Origin of the sequence: Bacillus sp. AR13-1 (assembly GCF_008042285.1) — a bacterium.
GTDB lineage: Bacteria > Bacillota > Bacilli > Bacillales > Bacillaceae_G > Bacillus_A > Bacillus_A mycoides.
This window is the reverse complement of sequence record NZ_QNUA01000018.1, coordinates 14,776-34,587: the sequence shown is the minus strand read 5'-3', so window position 1 is coordinate 34,587 and position 19,812 is coordinate 14,776. Positions and strand designations below refer to the sequence as shown.

Below are 19,812 nucleotides of genomic sequence, written 5' to 3'. Positions count from 1 at the left end.
AAGGAAAGGATTAACTTGTTTCTTACTATAAAGGGAGAGTGTGAATTTCATGTGAACTCCTAGTGAAATTAAGACAAATTATTTGACTTCTTTCACTTTTTGTAAATTAAAATAAAATACAACGCTATTAGTGGTATTATACACACCGTACTCGGCGTGATGGAGATCTAAAATGTTTTTTACAATGGATAACCCAAGACCAGTACCTCCAGTATGACGGCTACGAGAAGCGTCTAAACGGTAGAAGCGATCCCAAATTTTTTCAAGACTTTCTTCTGGAATAGGATTGCCTGTGTTTTCAATTTCGATTTTCATTGTATCTTCCGTTTCTACAACAGAGACGTGTATTTTTTCACCATCTGGAGTATATCGAATTGCATTGCTAAGCAAGTTCACAACTACTTGCTCAATACGACTACGATTTGCTTTAACAAATAGAGAAGAGTCCACATGGATGTCCACTTGTAAATGTTTTTCTTCCATGCTAAATAATAATTTTGTATAGACTTGTTGAATTAATTCACCGATTGAGAATGTCGACATTTCTAGTTTGTACGTACCAGATTCAAGTTTTGCTAATTCTAACATTTCAACAATAAGCCTGTTCATATTTTCTGTTTCTTCTAAAATAACATTTGTATAATATGTCGTATCTTTACTTACGCCATCTTGAATACCTTCAGCGAAGCTACGAATAACACTAAGTGGTGTTTTTAATTCATGAGATACACCAGAAATGAATTCTTTTCTCGTTTTTTCCAATTGACGTTCGCGTTCAATATCTTGTTGTAATTTTGTATTGGCAACATTTAATCGGTCGATTCGATCTTTTAAATTTACAGAGAGTGTATTAATACCACTTGATAACCCGCCAATTTCATCGTCTGCTGTAACAGGTAACTTTTCGCTAAAATCAAAGTTGGCCATTTTTTTTGTAACGCGATTTATCTTAATTAATGGTTTAACAATGATTTTTGAGTAGTAGAAGGATAACAAAATAATAACGAGAAACACGATAATTAAGGCATAGACATAATAATCTTTTAAAACGAGCATCGCTTCATTAACAGGTTGTAAAGATGCTATAGCAAAAGCGTACTCCTTAATTTCTCCGTTTTCCATAATAGGCTTTACAAAGATACTATTTTTTATATTCTCTCCGCCATCTACTATATAAGTGTTTAATTGCTGCGAGTTAGCAGTGCCATTTCTAATAATCTCTGCAAAATATTGAACGGCTTGTAATGTTTCAAAATCATTTGCAAGACGAACCTCGGCTTTTGATGGAAGCTGTAACTTAGATACAATACCAGTAAAATCAATTTGAATCGCAGTTTTGTATCGGTTTGTAAGTCTATTTTTAGAAGGGTTGCCATTAATGGATTGAAAATCTGAATTGATACGTTCGTTTTGCCATCGATTATAATTTGTTGTCAATTCTAGTGGTGTTATTGTGTTCCCTTGTACCAAACCGACGACGTTTATCATGCCATCTTTTTTCAATCCTAAGTTTTCGAATTTCTTATATTCGTCGGGCGTTAAAAGATTATTGAGCGGAATGGAATATGTTTCATTATTTTTAGGATTAATTACATCAATGTAGTAATTGTTGTCACTTTTAATAATGCCGTCAGAAGTTAAAAATTGCATTTCAGCATTTGTTTTATCATGAAATTCTTGTTTTAATTTTCTAGTTTCCTCAAAGTCCTGGGTGCTTTTTTCGTAATTATCTACGAATTTTTCAAACGCCGTTTGAACGGTTTTTACTTTCTTATTAATATAGAACTTCTCTAAAAATAGAGATTGTCCAAGGAAAAAAAGGAGAAATATGATTGTAAATAAAGTTGATGTTAATAAAAATAGTTTAAAGACGATGCTTCTGTTCTTCACTGTTTCACCTCGTATGAAAAATACTGTAATACAAATGATTTCTTAATTATAACAAAGGTTACAAAAAAGTAGAGGGGATAAATCTGTCTCTCTCTAAAGTAGTTTTTTATAGAAAGTCACATAAAGAGAAGGTGCAGTGACTATAGAAGTATTTTAGCATAAAAAAGAACTCGCCAGACGTATGACGAGTTCTTTAGTGTACTATTGCTGAATTGCTGCATCTAAAGCGATTTCAATCATTTCGTTAAATGTAGTTTGACGCTCTTCAGATGTAGTTTCTTCACCAGTGAAGATATGGTCGCTTACTGTTAATACAGATAATGCATTTACACCATATTTAGCTGCTAATGTGTAAAGAGCAGTCGTCTCCATCTCTACTGCTAATACACCGTAATCTGCAAGTTTTTTAACCATGTCCATGCTCTCACGATAAAATACATCTGCTGTTAATACGTTACCAACACGAACGTGTAATCCTTTTTCTGTTCCAGCATCGTAGGCTTTCTTTAAAAGATCAAAGTTTGCAGCAGGAGCAAAATCAAAACCAGGGAATGTTAAGCGGTTCATATTAGAGTCTGTACAAGCCGTCATCGCAATAATAACGTCACGTACCTTAACATCTTTTTGAATTGCACCACATGTTCCAACACGAATTAAATTTTTCACTCCGTAGCTTTGAATTAATTCGTTTACATAAATAGAAATAGAAGGAACACCCATACCTGTACCTTGAACAGATACACGCTTTCCTTTATAAGTTCCAGTGAAACCTAACATGCCACGTACGTTGTTATAGCAAGTAACGTCCTCTAAAAATGTTTCAGCAATATATTTTGCACGTAATGGATCACCAGGTAATAGAATAGATTCAGCGATTTCGCCTTGCTTTGCTTCGATATGTACACTCATGAAAAGTCCTCCTTATTATGTATTGATAGAAATCAATATCATTTGCATTATACACTACGAATCCTGTCAATCAAAACCTTTTTAATATTTGTAATGTATACAAAATAGGAGGATTTCATGAATCATCACCTAGAATATATATTTAAGAAGTTTTGCATGGATAGAGACAATAAAAATGGTAGGTGATATTTTGAAAAATCTTGTCATTGGGCTTATTGCACTAGTACTTATTGTGGCAGGAGGATTTTACATAAAAAAATATCAAGAAACTGTAGAAACGACCGGAGATGTTCAAGAAGTGAAATGGGATGTGAAAAATAAAAAGGGAAATGAAAAAGCCGATATTTCGTTTCAATTGCTAAATAAAATGAATAATGAAGTTCGTGGTGTGAACGATCAAATTCGAGCAGTGATAGTGGATGGGAATCTGAAAAACATACAACAAACGAAGCCTATATTTGCTGGAAATGGATCGTATAAGCTATCTTCAGATGTAGTGAAAGGTGAAGAGTACACGATATTTTTGTATGAAGATGAAAACAAGTCTGTGGAATCATTTGCTAAGAAAGATTTTGGTGAAGAAAAAAAGGAGAAAAACAAGGACAAAAACAAGGACAAGAATAAAAAGAAACTACCTGTCGATACTGTACTTACAAAAAATATAGGAGAGCATCAAGTGTCTCTTTTATTTGGTGCATTACATCCGAATGAGGCAGTGACATTAACATTTCAGTTTCAAGCGAAAAAGGGAGAAAAGATGAAATTAAATTCAGGAAGAGGAGAGGTCGATTCTCTATATATCGTTGATGAAACGAGGGAACATTTTTTATATGCTATTCCTGTTGATACGGATGAACAATTACAATATCGTATTACCTTTCCAGAAGAAGGGACATACAAAATATGGGGGGATTTCTATATAAATGGTAAGAAGTATGCAAAGGAGTTTAGTATACAAGTGCAAAAACGAAAAAACAGCTAAGTACTTAGCTGTTTTTTCGTTTTCCTATTAATTTTGTTACAGAGAGCATTGTAATTGGTAAAGAATGATTCTTTCGAAATGCTAAATATTTTCCACTCCATGCAGGTTTGTATTTTTCTTTAAAATGTCGTAAACCGCTGAAGCTATATGTGTAACGAACGTTATTAAATATTGCAGCGGCAACTCGTTCAGACCAGAACGATTGCGTTGATAAACCGACATTTGAGAGTGGTGCCATACCAATATTAAAGGAATGGTATTCATTTTCTTTTGCCCAGTGGAATAGGTGGATAAAAATTGCATCCATAATACCGCTAGGGGCATCTGGATAATAACGCATTAAATCAACAGATAATATGCCACTTTGATATACTGGCATAAAGGTTGTGAATGCAATAATTTTTCCTTCTGCATCAGATAATGTAGCGATAGGGGCACGACTAATATACTCACGATCGAAGTACCCAAGTGAAAATCCTTTCTCTTTTTTTCCGCCGAGCCAAGCATCAGACACTTTCTTTAATTCCTCGTATAATTCGTCTGAGAATGGTGGCTCATGAATAGAGAATGTATAACTTTCTCGTTCAAAACGGTTGAAAGTAGCTCGCATACCAGCACGTTTTTTTCCTGTTATTGTAAACGTATTTAAATCAACGACAGCTTCTTCACCCAGTTTAAAGAAGTTGTAGCCAAAATCGTGGTATAAGCTCATCCATTTGCTTTCAATTTGATAGAATACGCAAATATACCCAAATCGATCAGCTTCAGTTAAAAATTCTTGCAACACAGTGCGGTAGGAGGATGGATCACCAATTGGATCACCTAGTACAACAAGACGTTTTCCAGTAATTGAAAAGAGAAGAAGTGCTTTTCCGTCACTACTGAAGAAGAACTGTTTATCTCCTAAAAAACCTAAATGACTAAGTACATTCCCGCCATGTTCATCTAAGAAGTTTTCTAACCTTTTATCATTAGCTGGTTGCCCGGGAAATTGACTACGGTAACGATTGGCAATTAGTGAGCCGATAAGTAAAAAAGTAGGAACGAAAAAGGCTGCTGCTAATGCACTTCGTTTAACTTGTGTAATATTTCGAACGACAAAATCAGGTTGGAACGCTTCTTTTGCACCCGCAAATAAAATACCTAAGTTTTTATATAAATATAACGTAAGTAATAAGAAGATAAATACTTTTACGATATCAGAAAGAGAGACTTCCATTTTTTCGCGTGCAAATCTTTTACGAAGCATATACAGCACAGCAAGTACGATTAATAAAATAAAGGTTTCTTCAATATCAATTCCTTTTAGGGTATTAAAGATTGCTGCTCCAATTAAAGAAACAATCGTCATATAGTAAGAACGCTTTGTTCCATAATATATGCCTCGCGAAAGAATCAGGAGGAGAATACCGAATGTTAATGATAAGCTAAAAGAAAATTGAATAAGGTGCTTTGGAGCTAAAATATGTAAGGCGTGAGCTCGATTTATACTAGTCGGTAAAATTGTTGATAGAATAACCATTAAGCCAGCGAATACTGTTAAAGCGGCGGATGCCCATGAACCTAATTTCCCTAAAAAATCACGTTGTAAAGTCCAAATTACACCAGTTGTTTCTAACGCAGGTGCAATAAATGGTTTATCTTCAATTTTTTTTATGGCAGCTCCTGTCATTTCAAAGGCTGCAAAAATGAGACCTAGGCAGAATGGTAAGATGTAATAGACAAGTCGGTATAATAACATAGCAGGTAGTAATACGCCTGTATCAACGCCGTATTGTCCTAGTCCAGTTAAGAAAACAAGGTCAAATGAACCAAGGCCACCAGGAACAAGACTTACGACACCAGCTAAAGCAGCAATTACGTAAACACCTAAAAATTTTTGAAATTCGATATCAATTCCAAACAATATTAAAATGACGTACATAACGATACCGGCAGATACCCACTCGACTAATGAAACTAATGAATATAAAACAGTTGGATTTTTCTCTTCTTCTTCCTCTTGTCCGTCTAGCTGTTTTGTTTTTCTATTTTTAATTTTAGAAAACCCAATATATATAGGAACGAAAAGAGCAAAGAAGATAAGAACAGGCCATAACCACGGTTTTTCGTGCAGAATAAAACTAGTGTCTAATATTCCAATAAGGCCGAGGAATGACAGAATGGCTAATCCGTTAATAAAAGCGGTTGTCATCCAAGCAATACTTTTAATAAGTTTTCCATTATCTTTTATATGCGGACGATATAGCATTGTACGTACACCGGCACCAACAAGACCACCAAAACCGATAAATCCATTTAAAGTGTTGGCAATCCATGAGATGCGGAAGATCTTTTGTACAGGTATATCTGCTTTTAAGTAACGAAGCATAACAAAGTCATAAAAGAACATTGTTGAAACGGCAAATGCACCGAGTGTAATCGCTAAAAATACCCCACCAGTTGGAATGTTTTTAATTGTTTCAATTGCTTCTAAAAAAGAAATGCCTGCTAATTCTTTTTTAGCTTGAAAGAAAACAATTGTTAAGACAACAAATGGGAAGATTATTTTCCCGATTTGTAAGAAACGTTTCCATGAAAACGACATAAATACAACTCTCCTTGTGTAAGAAAACTGAGACAATAATATTATTATGACAAACTTCAAGAAAAATAAAAAGGTAAATTCCTGTATAGGGAAGCTATTTTTTATATAGGTTATATTTAAAAGAATATTTCGTTTATTAGAAAATTGAGTTAAGATAAGGTGAAAGAAGGAAGAGAGGGGAAGTAGATGATTATAATAGGTTATGCAGGATATGAGTTAGAAAAAGCAAAACCGAATACATCAGAAGATTTTTTTAATAGATCTGAAGTGACATATATATTAAATAATCAAGAAAAAACCTTTTCTGTCTTATATGTTAGATATTTTGAAGAAATTTTACAAGAAATTACCCCTTTTGAAGGAAATCCAGTTTATAAAGTAGAAGAACAAGACGTATATTTACGAGATATTGTAGCGATCGCTTGTTTAGTGAAAGATAAAGAGCTACGCGCGCAGAAGCGCTTGTATCTCAATGAAGTAACAGACTTTCAACGATACTTTGATGAGGGAACAGTGGTGAAAGTACAAGAAATATTAGCTGAATTACATAAAAATAAAAGAGTAGAAATAGCGTAAAACGGCAAAGGAGAGAGAAGCCATGTCTAATTTGATGGTTGAAAATCAAACAGAACAAGTTTCTATATTTTTAGAAGATGTAATTTCCTTGATAACTAATTATGTAAATTATCATACGTTACCTTCTTTATTGGAGGAGACACCAACAGGAAACGAGCAATATTATAAAGGTATATTAGCATCAATAAGAAGACTTCTTGTTTTTTGTGAAGAAGGACTTGATGCATGTTTTGTTTTGTTGAATAGCCAACCATTTCGAAAGACCGCAGCTGAAACAGTTTTATATAAGATTTACCATCAAGTAATTGCAGAGTTTTTTTCGCCAAAGAATGATCATTGGTATGAAAATAGTCGTTCTGCTTATACAGGGAAAAATTCTATTGTTTTTCAGCAAACCCCCCCTGGGTCTATAGAACGAATGATGAAGGATTTAGAAGGGAAATTTCAATTGATGCGTGAAGAACTAGAATATTATGAGACAGATTACCAAACAAAAATGTTGCACAAATATTAATTAAGGAAAAGAAGCTAAGGACACTTAGCTTCTTTTCCTTTTGTACAGTTATATAAGGGATTTTCATTGAATATATTTAAGTGGATAGCAATAAGGAGGTGTGACATGAGTCAGCAAGGTGTATTTACAGATTACTTTCATGAAGTAGAAAGCTGGTGTGAAAGTGTTCTTCAAGTATTAGATAGCCGTGCAATGGAAGTGTATGATGTCCATATGCTTGCTTATAAAATTCAAACGTTATTAGAGCGTATGAAAGAGCATGAATACGACACAGATGCCGAGTTTATGTATGAAATAAGTGAGGATGTAGAACATATTCAACACCATTTACAGGAAGTATTTATGCAAGAAGGAGAGGAATATGAACTATGTGAAAGAGGGGATAGCGAACGAGCTGTTCCGATTGGGGGGCATACCCTTCCGCCATTACCTTATCCATATAATGCGCTAGAACCGTACATTTCACGAGAAATTATGATGTTACACCATGATAAACACCATCGTAGTTACGTGGAAGGATTAAATAAAGCAGAGAAGATGATGGAAGAAGCGAGAAAAACAAATCAATTTGATTTAATTAAGCATTGGGAAAGAGAAGCGGCTTTTCATGGATCAGGTCATTACTTACACACGATATTTTGGAATAATATGAAAAAAGATGGGGGCGGGGGTCCACGAGGGGCATTATCACAAGAAATTGAGAAGGATTTTGGGAGTTACTTACGTTTCCAAAAACATTTTACAGAGGCGGCCTCGAAAGTTGAGGGGTCTGGATGGGCAATCCTTGTATGGGTGCCTCGGTCCGGAAGGTTAGAAATTTTGCAGAGTACACTTCATCAATTGTTTACACAATGGGATACGATACCGCTCCTTGTACTAGATGTATGGGAACATGCGTATTATTTACAATACCAAAATCGAAAAGATGAATATATTAAAAACTGGTGGAATGTTGTAAATTGGCCTGATGTAGAAAAAAGATTTGAAACTGCGAAACAAATTGAATGGACACCGTATTAGACGCATATCTCATGCGTCTTTTTTAGTGGAGGTGGAAGGAAGATTTCGTTCATATTTTAAAAGGCCAAGCATACACTTGTACAAAAAGTGCCAAAAGGACGTGGGGGGAAATATGAGACGAATTTGTATAATAATTACGCTAATTATAATGTACGCAAGCGTTATGCCAATTCCTGCATATGCAAAAATGAACGGTGGTGTCAGTGCTCGTAACGCAGTCTTAATGGAACAACAATCCGGTCGTGTGCTATATGGGAAATTAGAACATGAGCCACAAAAAATTGCTAGTATAACAAAAATTATGACAGCATTGTTAGCTGCTGAATCAGGAAAAATGAAAGAATTAGTATCGGTTAGTAATGAAGCGGTACGAGTAGAAGGATCGGCAATTTATTTAAAACCTGGACAAAAAGTTAAGTTAGAAGATTTAGTTTACGGATTAATGCTTAGATCTGGTAATGATGCAGCACAAGTAATTGCTGAAAATGTGGGAGGGAGTATAGAAGGATTTGTATATTTAATGAATGAAAAGGCGAAAGAAATCGGAATGAAAGATACGCATTTCTCAAACCCGCATGGCTTGGATGGGGATGGATCGCATTATTCGTCGGCTTATGACATGGCATTATTAACGAAATATGCAATGGGGAACGAGACCTTTAAGAAAATTTTTGGAACAAAAACGTATAAATCAGATTCTTGGGATTATCCGTGGAAAAATAAACATAAGCTTGTGACATCTTATTATGAATTTGCAACAGGGGGAAAGACAGGTTTTACGAAGAAAGCAGGACGGACGCTTGTCACAACAGCTTCAAAAGATGGACTAGATTTAATTGTCGTAACTTTGAGTGCTTCTAGTGACTGGGATGATCATATGAATTTGTTTGATAAAGGCTTTGAACGCTATAAGCAAGCGAAAGTTTTAGGACAAGGCGCACTCGCTGAAATAAATGAAAAGAAATATGCCAATCATGTTTATACGAAAAATAGTTTTTCTGTACCTTTAACTGAAGAGGAAAGAAAGAGCGTGTTATTGAAAGTTGAGCTCGATAAAAGTGCAAAACTTACGGATGGAGTAAAGATTGGGAAGACAGAAATTTATGTAGGGAACGAGAAAGTTGGAGAACGAAATTTGTTTTACAGTAAACGAAAGTTAGTAGCTACAACGGGAATGTATTGGAATAACGTAAAAGAAATATTCTCTTACATGATAGGTGTTGGGATAGATGGTTAATCTCGTATGGGCAGCGATGGCAGTTATAGGGATTGTGTATGCCATGATAAATGGAACGATGGAAGAAGTGACCAAAGCAGTGTTTGAAGGGTCAAAAGATGCTGTAACGATTTGTATTGGACTTATTAGTGTTTTAGTATTTTGGCTCGGTTTAATGAAAATTGCTGAGGAAGCTGGATTGTTAAAGAAGTTAGTATCACTTTTTATGCCGATAGTAAAAAGATTATTTCCAGAAATACCGAAGGATCACCCGTCAATGGGATTCATTTTATCAAATATGATGGCGAACTTTTTTGGGTTAGGTAATGCAGCAACACCTTTAGGTATTAAAGCAATGGAACAACTGAAAGAGTTAAATGGTGGAAAGGATTCAGCAAGTCGTTCTATGGTGACGTTTCTAGCATTAAATACTTCAGCGATTACATTAATTCCGACTACTGTCATTTCGATTCGAATGACTTATGAATCAGCAAACCCTACTGAAATCGTTGGCGTAACATTTATAGCACAAGTGTTATCGATGATTGGAGCGATTTGGATTGACCGCTATTTTTACCGGAGAAGGAGTAGAAAGGGGCGGAAAAAATGAGTATTGTAAATACAATTTCATTATGGGTAATTCCTTGTGTAATTGGTTTTATCCTTTTGTATGGCACGATAAAGAAAGTTCCAACGTACGAATCGTTCGTTGAGGGCGGAAAAGAAGGGATTCAAATTGCGGTTTCCATTTTGCCGTTTATGGTTGGAATGCTTGTATCTATTTCTATTTTCCGGGCATCAGGTGCTTTAGATGCGATGATATCGGTAATGAAGCCGATGTTAGACTTTATTCATGTACCAGCCGAAATCGTTCCACTTGCACTTATACGTCCGATTTCGGGATCTGCTGGTTTAAGTATTACGACCGACTTAATCGCTACATATGGGCCAGACTCGTTTATTGGTAGGTTAGCTTCAACGATGCAAGGTAGCACAGATACGACTTTTTATATATTAACAGTATACTTTGGGGCTGTCGGTATTAGAAAAATGGGAGATGCATTAAAGGTAGGACTTTTTGCAGATTTAATCGGAATTATTTGTTCAATTGTGTTTGTTTCCCTATTGTTTCGGTAATGCTATTCATTTTTTGCGCTATTTAGCTTATAATACGTATACGACCACTATTAACGTGTAGTTTAATAGTGGTTTTTTTATGCGGTGTTTTTGACAAAATGATGAACTTTTATCGTGGACAACATGAAAAAGTGTAAACAATAATAAAGGGTGAAAACGTGATATGCCTTTAGACGTTTATCATCATTGCTATGTTGTTAAAGATAGGCGAAGTAAATGGCATAAAGCTTAGGCGGTTGCCAAGTCTTTCTAATGTAAGGTAAGATAAATTTGAGGTGAAAAAAAGAAATGGAACGATTACAAAAAGTGATTGCGCAAGCAGGTATTGCATCGAGAAGAAAGGCTGAGGAATTAATTCAGCAAGGGAAAGTGAAAGTTAATGGGAAAATAGTGAAGGAGTTAGGAACAAAAGTAACTCCTCAAGATAAAGTGGAAGTAAATAACATCCCTCTTGAAAAAGAAGAACCTGTTTATTTTTTACTATATAAACCAACTGGTGTAATTTCAAGTGTATCAGATGATAAAGGAAGAAATGTTGTAACAGACTTTTTCCCTGAAATTAGACAACGTTTATTCCCAATCGGACGCTTAGATTATGATACGTCTGGCGTATTATTGATGACAAATGATGGTGAATTTGCAAATGTATTAATGCATCCGAGATATAAAGTTGAAAAAACGTATGTTGCGAAAATTAAAGGGCCATTAACAGGTGAGAAAATTCGCATGTTAGAACGAGGTGTTGCATTAGAAGATGGGAAAACAGCACCAGCACAAGCGAAAATTATTTCTTGGGACAAGCGTAAAGAGATGGCAATTGTACAATTAACGATTCATGAAGGACGTAACCGTCAAGTACGCCGCATGTTTGAAGCGTTAGATTGTAAAGTAATGAAATTAAAACGTGAACGGTATGCCTTTTTAGAAGTGGGTAGCTTGCGTCCTGGCGATGCAAGAGAATTGACACCACATGAGGTGAAACAATTACGTGCATTGGCTTCTACAAAGCCTCGCTAATCTATATTGTGAAACTTTCACCAGTGGAATGCTCCGCTGGTGATTTATTAAAAAATACATATATTTATCACTCGTCGAAGAGAGGGGAGACAACATGAAAAAAAATCGCTTATTATTTCGTGTTATCATTTTGCTCATTTTAAGCGGTGCGGTAGGGTTTACGCTATATCAAGGATTTTTTACTGATAAAGAGAAAATGCAAATTGGAAAAGAAGCACCTAACTTTGTTGTAACTGATTTAGAAGGAAAGAATATTGAATTAAAAGATTTAAAGGGAAAAGGTGTATTTTTAAATTTTTGGGGAACTTGGTGTAAACCTTGTGAAAAAGAAATGCCTTATATGAATGAGTTATATCCGAAATATAAAGAAAAAGGCGTTGAAATTATTGCCTTAGATGCAGATGAAACGGATATCGCAGTGAAGAACTTTGTGAAACAATACGATTTGAAATTCCCAGTTGCAATTGATAAAGGGCAAAAGATCATAGGTACATATGGAGTGGGACCATTACCAACAACCTTTTTAATTGATAAAGAAGGCAAAGTAGTAGAGCAAATTATAGGTGAGCAAACGAAGGAACAATTGGAAGAGTACTTAAAGAAAATCACTCCATAATTAATAAAGCCTTTACATAAGAGGTGCTTACGTATAGCGCCTTCGCTTTAAAAATTCTGAGTATTGCGGTAACTATAAGCTGGAATATACAATAGTACATATAGATAAAAGGGCGGTGAGAGCTTTGAAAGAAATTAAGTGTGAATGTGGACATGTTAATCCGATAGGAACCATTTTTTGTGAAGCGTGTGGGAAACCATTTGAAAGTAATGAAAATATAAAATTATTGGATATGAGATATGAGGGGAGTGCTCGGAGATCTCTCACACATACAAAAACGATAGTCGATAAAATTTGGAGTTTTTTCTCTTCTGTAAAAGTAGGTGTATGGTTAATCGTAATAACTTTAGCTTCATCGGCAATAGGAACTATCTTTCCCCAAGAAATGTACATAACTCCAGGAATCGAACCAGCTGAATATTATAAGACCGAGTATGGATTTTTAGGACAATTATACTATCAATTAGGATTTAATAATTTATATGGATCATGGTGGTACATGATTTTAATTGCTTCCATTGGTATTTCACTTGTTATATGTAGTTTAGACCGTGTCATTCCTCTTTATAAAGCTTTAAAAAAACAAGGGGTGAAAAGACACCCAAGTTTTTTGAAAAGACAGAGAGTGCACGGGACTGGTACGCCGCATGAAGGTGACTTAGAACGAGTTCAAATTAATTTAAAGAAACGTAATTATAAGGTGAAAGTGGAAGACGGGAACGTTTTAGCGGAAAAGGGACGTTTTTCACGCTGGGGTCCATATGTAAACCATATTGGTCTTATTATCTTTCTATTCGGTGCAATGCTACGTTTTTTACCGAGTATGTATGTAGATGAAGCACTTTGGTTACGTGACGGTGAAACGAAAGAAATACCAGGAACAGATGGTCAATACTATTTGAAAAACGAAAAGTTTATCAAGGAAGTTTATGATAAGAGTAAGGATAAAGAAGTTTTTGATGAAGCAATTGATCGTGTTGGTGATAAAATGATTGCGAAAAACTTCCAAACAAATGCTGTATTATATAAAGCGGTAGGAGAAAATATAGCGGGTCAAAAACCAAAATTAGAAAAGGTAAAAGAAGCTGAAATTCGAGTGAATGAGCCACTGAAATTTGATCAATTTGCTGTTTATCAAGTGGATTACAAAGAAAGTGAATTTAAAAGCATGTCTTTCCATTTGCAAAACAAAGAAAATAATCAAAAGTTGGGACCGATTAAAGTAGATTTAGCGAATCCTACAGAAAAATATGATTTAGGAAATGGGTATTCTCTAGAACTATTAAGCTATTTTCCTGATTTTTATTTTGATGAGAATGGAAGGCCGAATACGAAAACAAAATTACCGAATAATCCTGCATTCGTCTTTAAAATGTTTACCCCGGAAACACCAGATGGTGAAGTTAGTTTCGTCGGTATTCAGCAAAACATAGAGCCTGACGGGAATAATAAATATAAAATGTCATTTGCAGGTGTGGAAATGCAAAATGCAACAGCTCTTACAGTAAGAAAAGATTTGACGCTTTGGATTCTCGGTATTGGAGGATTTATATTTATGGTTGGTGTGATTCAAGGTATGTATTGGAACCATCGCCGTATTTGGATACAACGTGTTAATGATGAATGGTGGGTTGCAGGCCATACGAATAAAAATTGGTTCGGCTTAAAGAAAGATATTGAAAGAGTACTAGAAGGAACAGCGATTCCACAACCACACGATAAAATGAATGAAAAAAATTAGTTAAGGTGGGGAAACGACATGGTACAAATAAGTAGTAATTTTTTGTTCGCGGCGTTTATCTTATATTTAATTGCAACTTTATTTTTTGGAGGAGCAATTAAAGAAAAAGGTAACAAGTGGGCAAATATAGGTATAACTATAACAATTTTGGGGTTTATTGCACAAATAGTATATTTTGTTACAAGATGGATCGCATCAGGACATGCACCGGTTAGTAACTTTTTTGAATTTGGTACATTTTTTGGCATGATGCTTGTGGGAGCCTTTATCATTATGTACTTTGTATATCGTGTAAGTATTATTGGTTTATTTGCTTTACCGGTAGCTCTTTTATTAATCGCTTATGCAAGTATGTTCCCGAGAGAAATTTCGCCGCTTATACCATCTTTAAAGAGTAATTGGCTACATATTCATGTAACGACAGCGGCAGCGGGACAAGCAATATTAGCAATTAGTTTTATTACAGGCGTAATGTATTTACTGAAAAATGTAGATCAATCAACAAGAAGTAAGCGTACATTTTGGTTAGAGACAGTAGTTTTCACACTTGTTTGTACAGTTGGGTTTATTGGAATAACAACGGTATTTTCTAGTATGAAATACGAAGCGAAGTTTCAATGGGTTGATAAAAATGAACAACAAGTTGAAATGAAGTATAATCTCCCTGCTTTAGTTGGACCGCATGAAGGGAAGTTAATGACAGAAAATAAATTAGAGCCAACAGTTGAAGTTCCAGCGATTGTAAATGCGAAAAAATTAAATACTGTTATTTGGTCAGTGTTAGTGGGAACGCTACTTTATATTGTATTAAGACTTGTTTTACGTAAGCGAGTGTCAGCGGCACTTCAGCCGTTAGTAAAGAATACGAATAGTGATTTATTAGATGAAATCGGATATCGTTCTATTGCGATAGGATTCCCGGTGTTTACATTAGGAGCATTAATCTTTGCAATGATCTGGGCTCAAATCGCTTGGACGCGCTTTTGGGGTTGGGATCCAAAAGAAGTTTGGGCGCTTATTACTTGGCTCTTTTATGCTGCGGTATTACATTTACGTTTATCTAAAGGATGGCATGGAGAAAAATCCGCCTGGCTTGCAGTGATTGGTTTTGCAATCATTATGTTTAACTTTATTGTAGTAAACTTAATTATCGCGGGTTTACATTCATATGCATAGAGAAATAAAATAGGAAAGTGTATGTCACTTTCCTATTTTATTTTTGTCAAATTTTCTTCTTTTTTGAGAAAAACATGACAAAGTAGCGGTTGATTCTGTAAAATGATGTCGAGGACCAAATATACTGTTCAAAAAAAATACATAGTTTTGGAAAAAAAATGAACAAACTTTATTATTCTTGTGAAGCATAATATGGGAAGTGGAACGTTAAAAAATGCTTAATTAAACGAGGATAGGTGCAACATTATATTGTAGAAGGGTAGGTGTAAACCGTTGTGGTAAAAGTACGCAGCGGGTAGAAATGGAAAATGAATCAAGAATTTTAATTGTAGACGATGAGGATCGTATTCGTCGTTTATTAAAGATGTATTTAGAAAGAGAGCAATACACAATTGAAGAAGCGGATAATGGTGATACAGCTTTAGAAATGGCGTTACAAAATGATTATGATTTAATCCTACTGGATATTATGATGCCTGGTAAAGATGGTATCGAAGTGTGTAAAGGGATTCGTGAGAAGAAAGCGACGCCAATTATTATGCTGACAGCAAAAGGTGAAGAAGTAAATAGGGTACAAGGGTTTGAAGTTGGAACTGATGATTATATTGTAAAGCCGTTTAGCCCGCGTGAAGTAGTACTTCGTGTGAAAGCGGTATTACGCCGCGCTGTACCAACGACATTCTTTACACAAGATACAACGACGAAAGATGTTACTGTTTTCCCTCATTTAACAATTGATAATGATGCGCACCGCGTTACAGCGGATGGTAATGAAGTAAACTTAACACCGAAAGAATATGAATTACTATTATTCTTAGCGAAATCCCCGGATAAAGTTTTTGACCGTGAGCAATTGTTAAAAGAAGTATGGCAATATGAGTTCTTCGGAGATTTACGTACAGTTGATACGCATGTAAAGCGTTTACGTGAAAAGTTAAGTAAACAATCACCAGATGCAGCGAAAATGATTGTTACCGTTTGGGGCGTAGGTTACAAGTTTGAGGTTGTGAACGACTGATGCTTTGGAGAAGTGTAGTAGGGAAGTTATGGATGACCATATTACTTCTCGTTTCGTTTGTTCTTGGATTTGTTGCTATTTTACTTTCACAGTTTTTTAGAACGTATTATGTTGATATGAGTGAAGCTAGGCTTCAGAAAGTTGCAACAAGTGTCACGGAATTAATTGAAGAAGGTGCCGATGTAAAAACGATTGAGAATATTGCTTACAAATTTTCTGATCCACTTTCAAGGATTATCATTGTAGAAGACGGTAAGGAAATTTCTTCTTCGCCGAAACAAGAAGGATTAGTTACTCTTACAATAGATGATTTGAAAAATGATAAAGAATTAGCAGCTGTTTTTACAGATAAAAAGGATATTAAGAATAATATTAGAAAAGCTTCTAATAGTAGGAAGAATAAAAATACTGAAAATGATATTATGATCGTCGGGAAACCAGTACAGTCAAAAAATCAAAGTGCAGTGTTTGTATATGAATCATTGCAAGTTCCAATACAAGGTATGGAGAGAACGACTGATTTTATTTTCTTATCAGCCGGGATTGCGATTATTTTAACAACTTTCTTTGCATTTTTCTTATCTACTCGAATTACGGCACCGCTTCGTAAAATGCGTGAGGTTGCATTTGAGGTAGCGCGCGGGAAATTTGATACGAAAGCCCCTATGGTGTCTCAGGACGAAATTGGTGAGCTTGCAACTGCTTTAAATCAAATGGGGAAACAGTTGAAGTTTAATATGAATGCCCTGCAGCAAGAAAAAGAGCAGTTAGCTAGCATTTTGAGTAGTATGGCAGATGGTGTTGTTACGTTAAATCAAGAAGGTGAAGTCGTTGTTATCAACCCACCGGCAGAACACTTCTTACAAGTTTGGCAAGAAGAAAAAGAAGTAGAGTTAATTAAAAAACTGCCTTCTGAACTTGTTGAACTATTCCATCTCGTTGTAGAAAGTGAGCAACAACAAGTTGTTGAAATTAATTTGCAAAAAGGTAACTACGTAGTTCTTATGACACCGCTTTACAATCAAACAAAAATTCGTGGAGCTGTAGCAGTATTGCGAGATATGACGGAGGAGCGTCGTCTTGAGAAAATGCGTCAAGACTTTATTGCGAATGTATCACATGAACTTCGTACACCGATGGTAATGCTTCAAGGATATAGTGAAGCAATTTTAGATGATATTGTGCAAACGAAAGAAGAAATTAATGAGTTTGTTCAAATTATTTATGATGAATCTGTTCGTTTAGGTAAACTTGTAAATGAGTTATTAGATTTAGCCCGTATGGAAAGTGGACATGTAGAGTTACATATAGGTGAAGTAGATATTCATCCATTTGTCGAAAAAATTGGCCGTAAATTCCAGGGGATTGCAAAGGATAAAGAAGTCCAATTAACAGTGGATTTCCAAAGTCCAATTGAACAATATCCGTTTGATGCAGACCGTATGGAACAGGTACTGACGAATTTAATTGATAATGCAATCCGTCATACAAATGCAGGTGGACATGTTACACTTGTAATTAATACGAAAAATAGTGGCCTTACTTTCGAAGTGCAAGATTCAGGTGCTGGTATTCCAGAAGAAGATATTCCGTTCTTGTTCGATCGATTCTATAAAGCTGATAAAGCAAGAACGCGAGGGAAAAAAGTTGGAACAGGACTCGGGCTTGCGATTGCTAAAAATATTGTTCAAGGTCATGACGGGAAAATTTCTGTATCAAGTGTCGTTGGAGAAGGAACTACATTCTCTGTATATTTACCAAATCGTATAATTTAGATATGTATGTTTTTAAAAAGTTGATCATGAATAAAAGCTTTACTGTTTTTTTATTTTTTTGTAAGTGCAATTAAATAAAGAATGGTAGAGTTTTTTTCTTTAATAATCAGAATGAAAATAAAAAGAGAGGTGTCATAATGAAATGAAACTTTATACAAAAACAGGTGATAAAGGGGAAACGAGTGTCATAGGTGGCCGAGTGGATAAAGATCATATACGTGTAGAAGCTTATGGAACAATTGATGAGGCGAATTCTCATATCGGATATGCCATGTCTAAATTACAAGAGGAATGTTTTCGTAACATTTATAACGAACTTGAAAATATTCAACATGAACTATTTGATTGTGGAGGGGATTTAGCAATAGTAGAGAAGAAAATCCCTTATAAAGTAACGATAGAGATGGTCGAGTATTTAGAGAGACGAATTGATTCGTATACAGAAGAAGCGCCGCCTTTAGAGCGTTTTATTTTACCAGGCGGTAGCGAGATATCGGCTGCACTACACATTGCACGTACAGTTATAAGAAGAGCAGAACGTTGTATAGTGTCATTGCAAAAAGAAGGAGAAACCAATGAAATTGTTCTAAAGTATATAAATAGGTTATCTGATTATTTATTTGCGCTTGCTAGAGTAATAAATGCGCGTTTACAAGTGAAAGATGTGGAGTATAACCGCAGTGCACTTGTTTTTCGTAATAAAGAAGAGAAGGAAGTGGAGTAATCCACTTTCTTTTTTTTGTATACTTTTTTCTGTAATATCCCACAATAGAGAAGGTATGACGGTTATTAGAAAACGGAGGATGTATATGAAAGCGTTAAAATGTGGCGTGGTGATATTGAGTGTATTATTTTTATCTCAATTACATGTTTACGCTGAAGGGAATCAGTGGATATGGCCTGTTGATGGGCAGATAAGTGATTATTTTGGGACAAGACATGGGAAACACTATGGTATTGATATAGCTGCGCCTATTGGAACGCCTGTTGCAGCTATTCAAAATGGTAAGGTGACAAAGTCTTATTTTTCAAGTAGTTATGGAAATGTTGTGTTTATTAAACATGGAGAATATGAGGCTGTTTATGCGCATTTAAATAAGAGATATGTAGTTCAAGGTGATAACATTTCAAAAGGAGAGCTAATTGGAGAGGTAGGGAATACAGGAGAATCGCGAGGAGCGCATTTACATTTAGAAGTGCATCAAGGGAGATGGACGATGGAGAAAAGGAATGCGATGAATCCGTTGCTTGTTTTAAATGAACAAAAAAATCAAGTTGTGTCATCATCACTATATATTGTACAAAAAGGTGATACTTTAGTTGGTATTGCCCGGAAATTTAGTATGACAGTTGAGGAAATTAAAGTGAGGAATGGATTGCGACAAGAGCAAATCTATCCGAACCAACAACTATACGTCAAGTAAAGGCAACGTCTCAAAAGCATAACTTTTGAATAAATTTATTTTTTTCTTATTTAAGATTGCGATAGTAAATGAAATTATATCGACGCAAATTTATATCGAACATAGCTATTATTATATCGACATTTCGACAAGAAATGTCGACTAACAATAAAATGCGACAGTAAGAGCAACCTATCCTTAACGAAAAACCGTCCCAAAAGATCTTTTGGGACGG

The 19,812-nt window shown here is 35.2% G+C and carries 18 protein-coding genes; 15 read left to right on the top strand and 3 right to left on the bottom strand.

What is annotated here, in order from left to right; all coding sequences use genetic code 11:
• Nucleotides 1-78: 78 nt before the first annotated feature.
• Together DN408_RS14725 and deoD are read right to left on the bottom strand one after the other, a co-directional pair.
• Nucleotides 79-1,890, bottom strand: coding sequence for a sensor histidine kinase (locus DN408_RS14725; protein ID WP_002168798.1), 1,812 nt, complete (start codon nt 1,888-1,890; stop codon nt 79-81).
• Nucleotides 1,891-2,091: 201 nt separating this feature from the next.
• Nucleotides 2,092-2,799, bottom strand: a complete 708-nt coding sequence (gene deoD / locus DN408_RS14720) for a purine-nucleoside phosphorylase (protein WP_000110704.1) — start codon at nt 2,797-2,799, stop codon at nt 2,092-2,094.
• A 175-nt stretch (nt 2,800-2,974) separates the two neighbouring features.
• Between deoD and DN408_RS14715 the strand changes: the two genes are divergently transcribed.
• The gene (locus DN408_RS14715; protein ID WP_016119901.1) at nt 2,975-3,781 is read left to right on the top strand and encodes a hypothetical protein; all 807 of its coding nucleotides are present in this window, start codon (nt 2,975-2,977) and stop codon (nt 3,779-3,781) included.
• A 4-nt stretch (nt 3,782-3,785) separates the two neighbouring features.
• Here the strand turns inward: DN408_RS14715 and mprF are convergent, their stop codons facing one another.
• A complete protein-coding gene (mprF, locus tag DN408_RS14710; RefSeq protein ID WP_147740223.1) occupies nt 3,786-6,368 on the bottom strand; it encodes a bifunctional lysylphosphatidylglycerol flippase/synthetase MprF in 2,583 nt (860 codons plus the stop codon).
• Between the two features lie 186 nt (nt 6,369-6,554).
• Here mprF and DN408_RS14705 point away from each other — a divergent pair, with 186 nt between their 5' ends.
• The 14 genes from DN408_RS14705 (at nt 6,555) to DN408_RS14640 (ending at nt 19,598) form a co-directional block, all read left to right on the top strand.
• Entirely contained in the window at nt 6,555-6,944 is a 390-nt protein-coding gene (locus tag DN408_RS14705; protein WP_002086670.1) for a hypothetical protein, read from the top strand.
• 22 nt (nt 6,945-6,966) lie between these two features.
• Entirely contained in the window at nt 6,967-7,458 is a 492-nt protein-coding gene (locus DN408_RS14700; protein WP_002126375.1) for a YpuI family protein, read from the top strand.
• 105 nt (nt 7,459-7,563) lie between these two features.
• Nucleotides 7,564-8,478 carry a superoxide dismutase gene (locus DN408_RS14695; RefSeq protein WP_002126378.1) on the top strand — a complete coding sequence of 305 codons (915 nt, stop codon included), beginning with the start codon at nt 7,564-7,566 and terminating at the stop codon, nt 8,476-8,478.
• Nucleotides 8,479-8,590: 112 nt separating this feature from the next.
• Nucleotides 8,591-9,715 carry a D-alanyl-D-alanine carboxypeptidase family protein gene (locus DN408_RS14690; protein ID WP_002086664.1) on the top strand — a complete coding sequence of 375 codons (1,125 nt, stop codon included), beginning with the start codon at nt 8,591-8,593 and terminating at the stop codon, nt 9,713-9,715.
• Complete coding sequence (gene spmA, locus DN408_RS14685) at nt 9,708-10,304, top strand: spore maturation protein SpmA (RefSeq protein ID WP_002086662.1); 597 nt, start codon at nt 9,708-9,710, stop codon at nt 10,302-10,304. The genes DN408_RS14690 and spmA overlap by 8 nt, the downstream gene beginning before the upstream one ends.
• Nucleotides 10,301-10,831, top strand: coding sequence for a spore maturation protein SpmB (gene spmB / locus DN408_RS14680; protein WP_002086660.1), 531 nt, complete (start codon nt 10,301-10,303; stop codon nt 10,829-10,831). Before spmA ends, spmB begins: the two co-directional genes overlap by 4 nt.
• Before the next feature lie 288 nt (nt 10,832-11,119).
• Nucleotides 11,120-11,848, top strand: coding sequence for a 23S rRNA pseudouridine(2605) synthase RluB (rluB, locus tag DN408_RS14675; protein WP_002030733.1), 729 nt, complete (start codon nt 11,120-11,122; stop codon nt 11,846-11,848).
• Nucleotides 11,849-11,942: 94 nt separating this feature from the next.
• Nucleotides 11,943-12,464: a thiol-disulfide oxidoreductase ResA gene (resA, locus tag DN408_RS14670; RefSeq protein ID WP_002064495.1), complete on the top strand. Its 522-nt coding sequence runs from the start codon at nt 11,943-11,945 to the stop codon at nt 12,462-12,464.
• A gap of 124 nt (nt 12,465-12,588) precedes the next feature.
• Entirely contained in the window at nt 12,589-14,205 is a 1,617-nt protein-coding gene (gene resB, locus DN408_RS14665; protein ID WP_002186305.1) for a cytochrome c biogenesis protein ResB, read from the top strand.
• Between the two features lie 18 nt (nt 14,206-14,223).
• Nucleotides 14,224-15,381: a cytochrome c biogenesis protein ResC gene (gene resC / locus DN408_RS14660; RefSeq protein WP_002141019.1), complete on the top strand. Its 1,158-nt coding sequence runs from the start codon at nt 14,224-14,226 to the stop codon at nt 15,379-15,381.
• A gap of 301 nt (nt 15,382-15,682) precedes the next feature.
• Nucleotides 15,683-16,399, top strand: coding sequence for a DNA-binding response regulator ResD (resD, locus tag DN408_RS14655; RefSeq protein ID WP_002011758.1), 717 nt, complete (start codon nt 15,683-15,685; stop codon nt 16,397-16,399).
• Complete coding sequence (gene resE / locus DN408_RS14650) at nt 16,399-18,174, top strand: sensor histidine kinase ResE (RefSeq protein ID WP_088291306.1); 1,776 nt, start codon at nt 16,399-16,401, stop codon at nt 18,172-18,174. The genes resD and resE overlap by 1 nt, the downstream gene beginning before the upstream one ends.
• A gap of 142 nt (nt 18,175-18,316) precedes the next feature.
• Nucleotides 18,317-18,898, top strand: coding sequence for a cob(I)yrinic acid a,c-diamide adenosyltransferase (locus tag DN408_RS14645; protein ID WP_002086651.1), 582 nt, complete (start codon nt 18,317-18,319; stop codon nt 18,896-18,898).
• Nucleotides 18,899-18,983: 85 nt separating this feature from the next.
• Nucleotides 18,984-19,598 (top strand): peptidoglycan DD-metalloendopeptidase family protein, encoded by a 615-nt coding sequence (locus DN408_RS14640; protein WP_002141020.1) that lies wholly within the window; start codon nt 18,984-18,986, stop codon nt 19,596-19,598.
• Nucleotides 19,599-19,812: the final 214 nt, after the last annotated feature.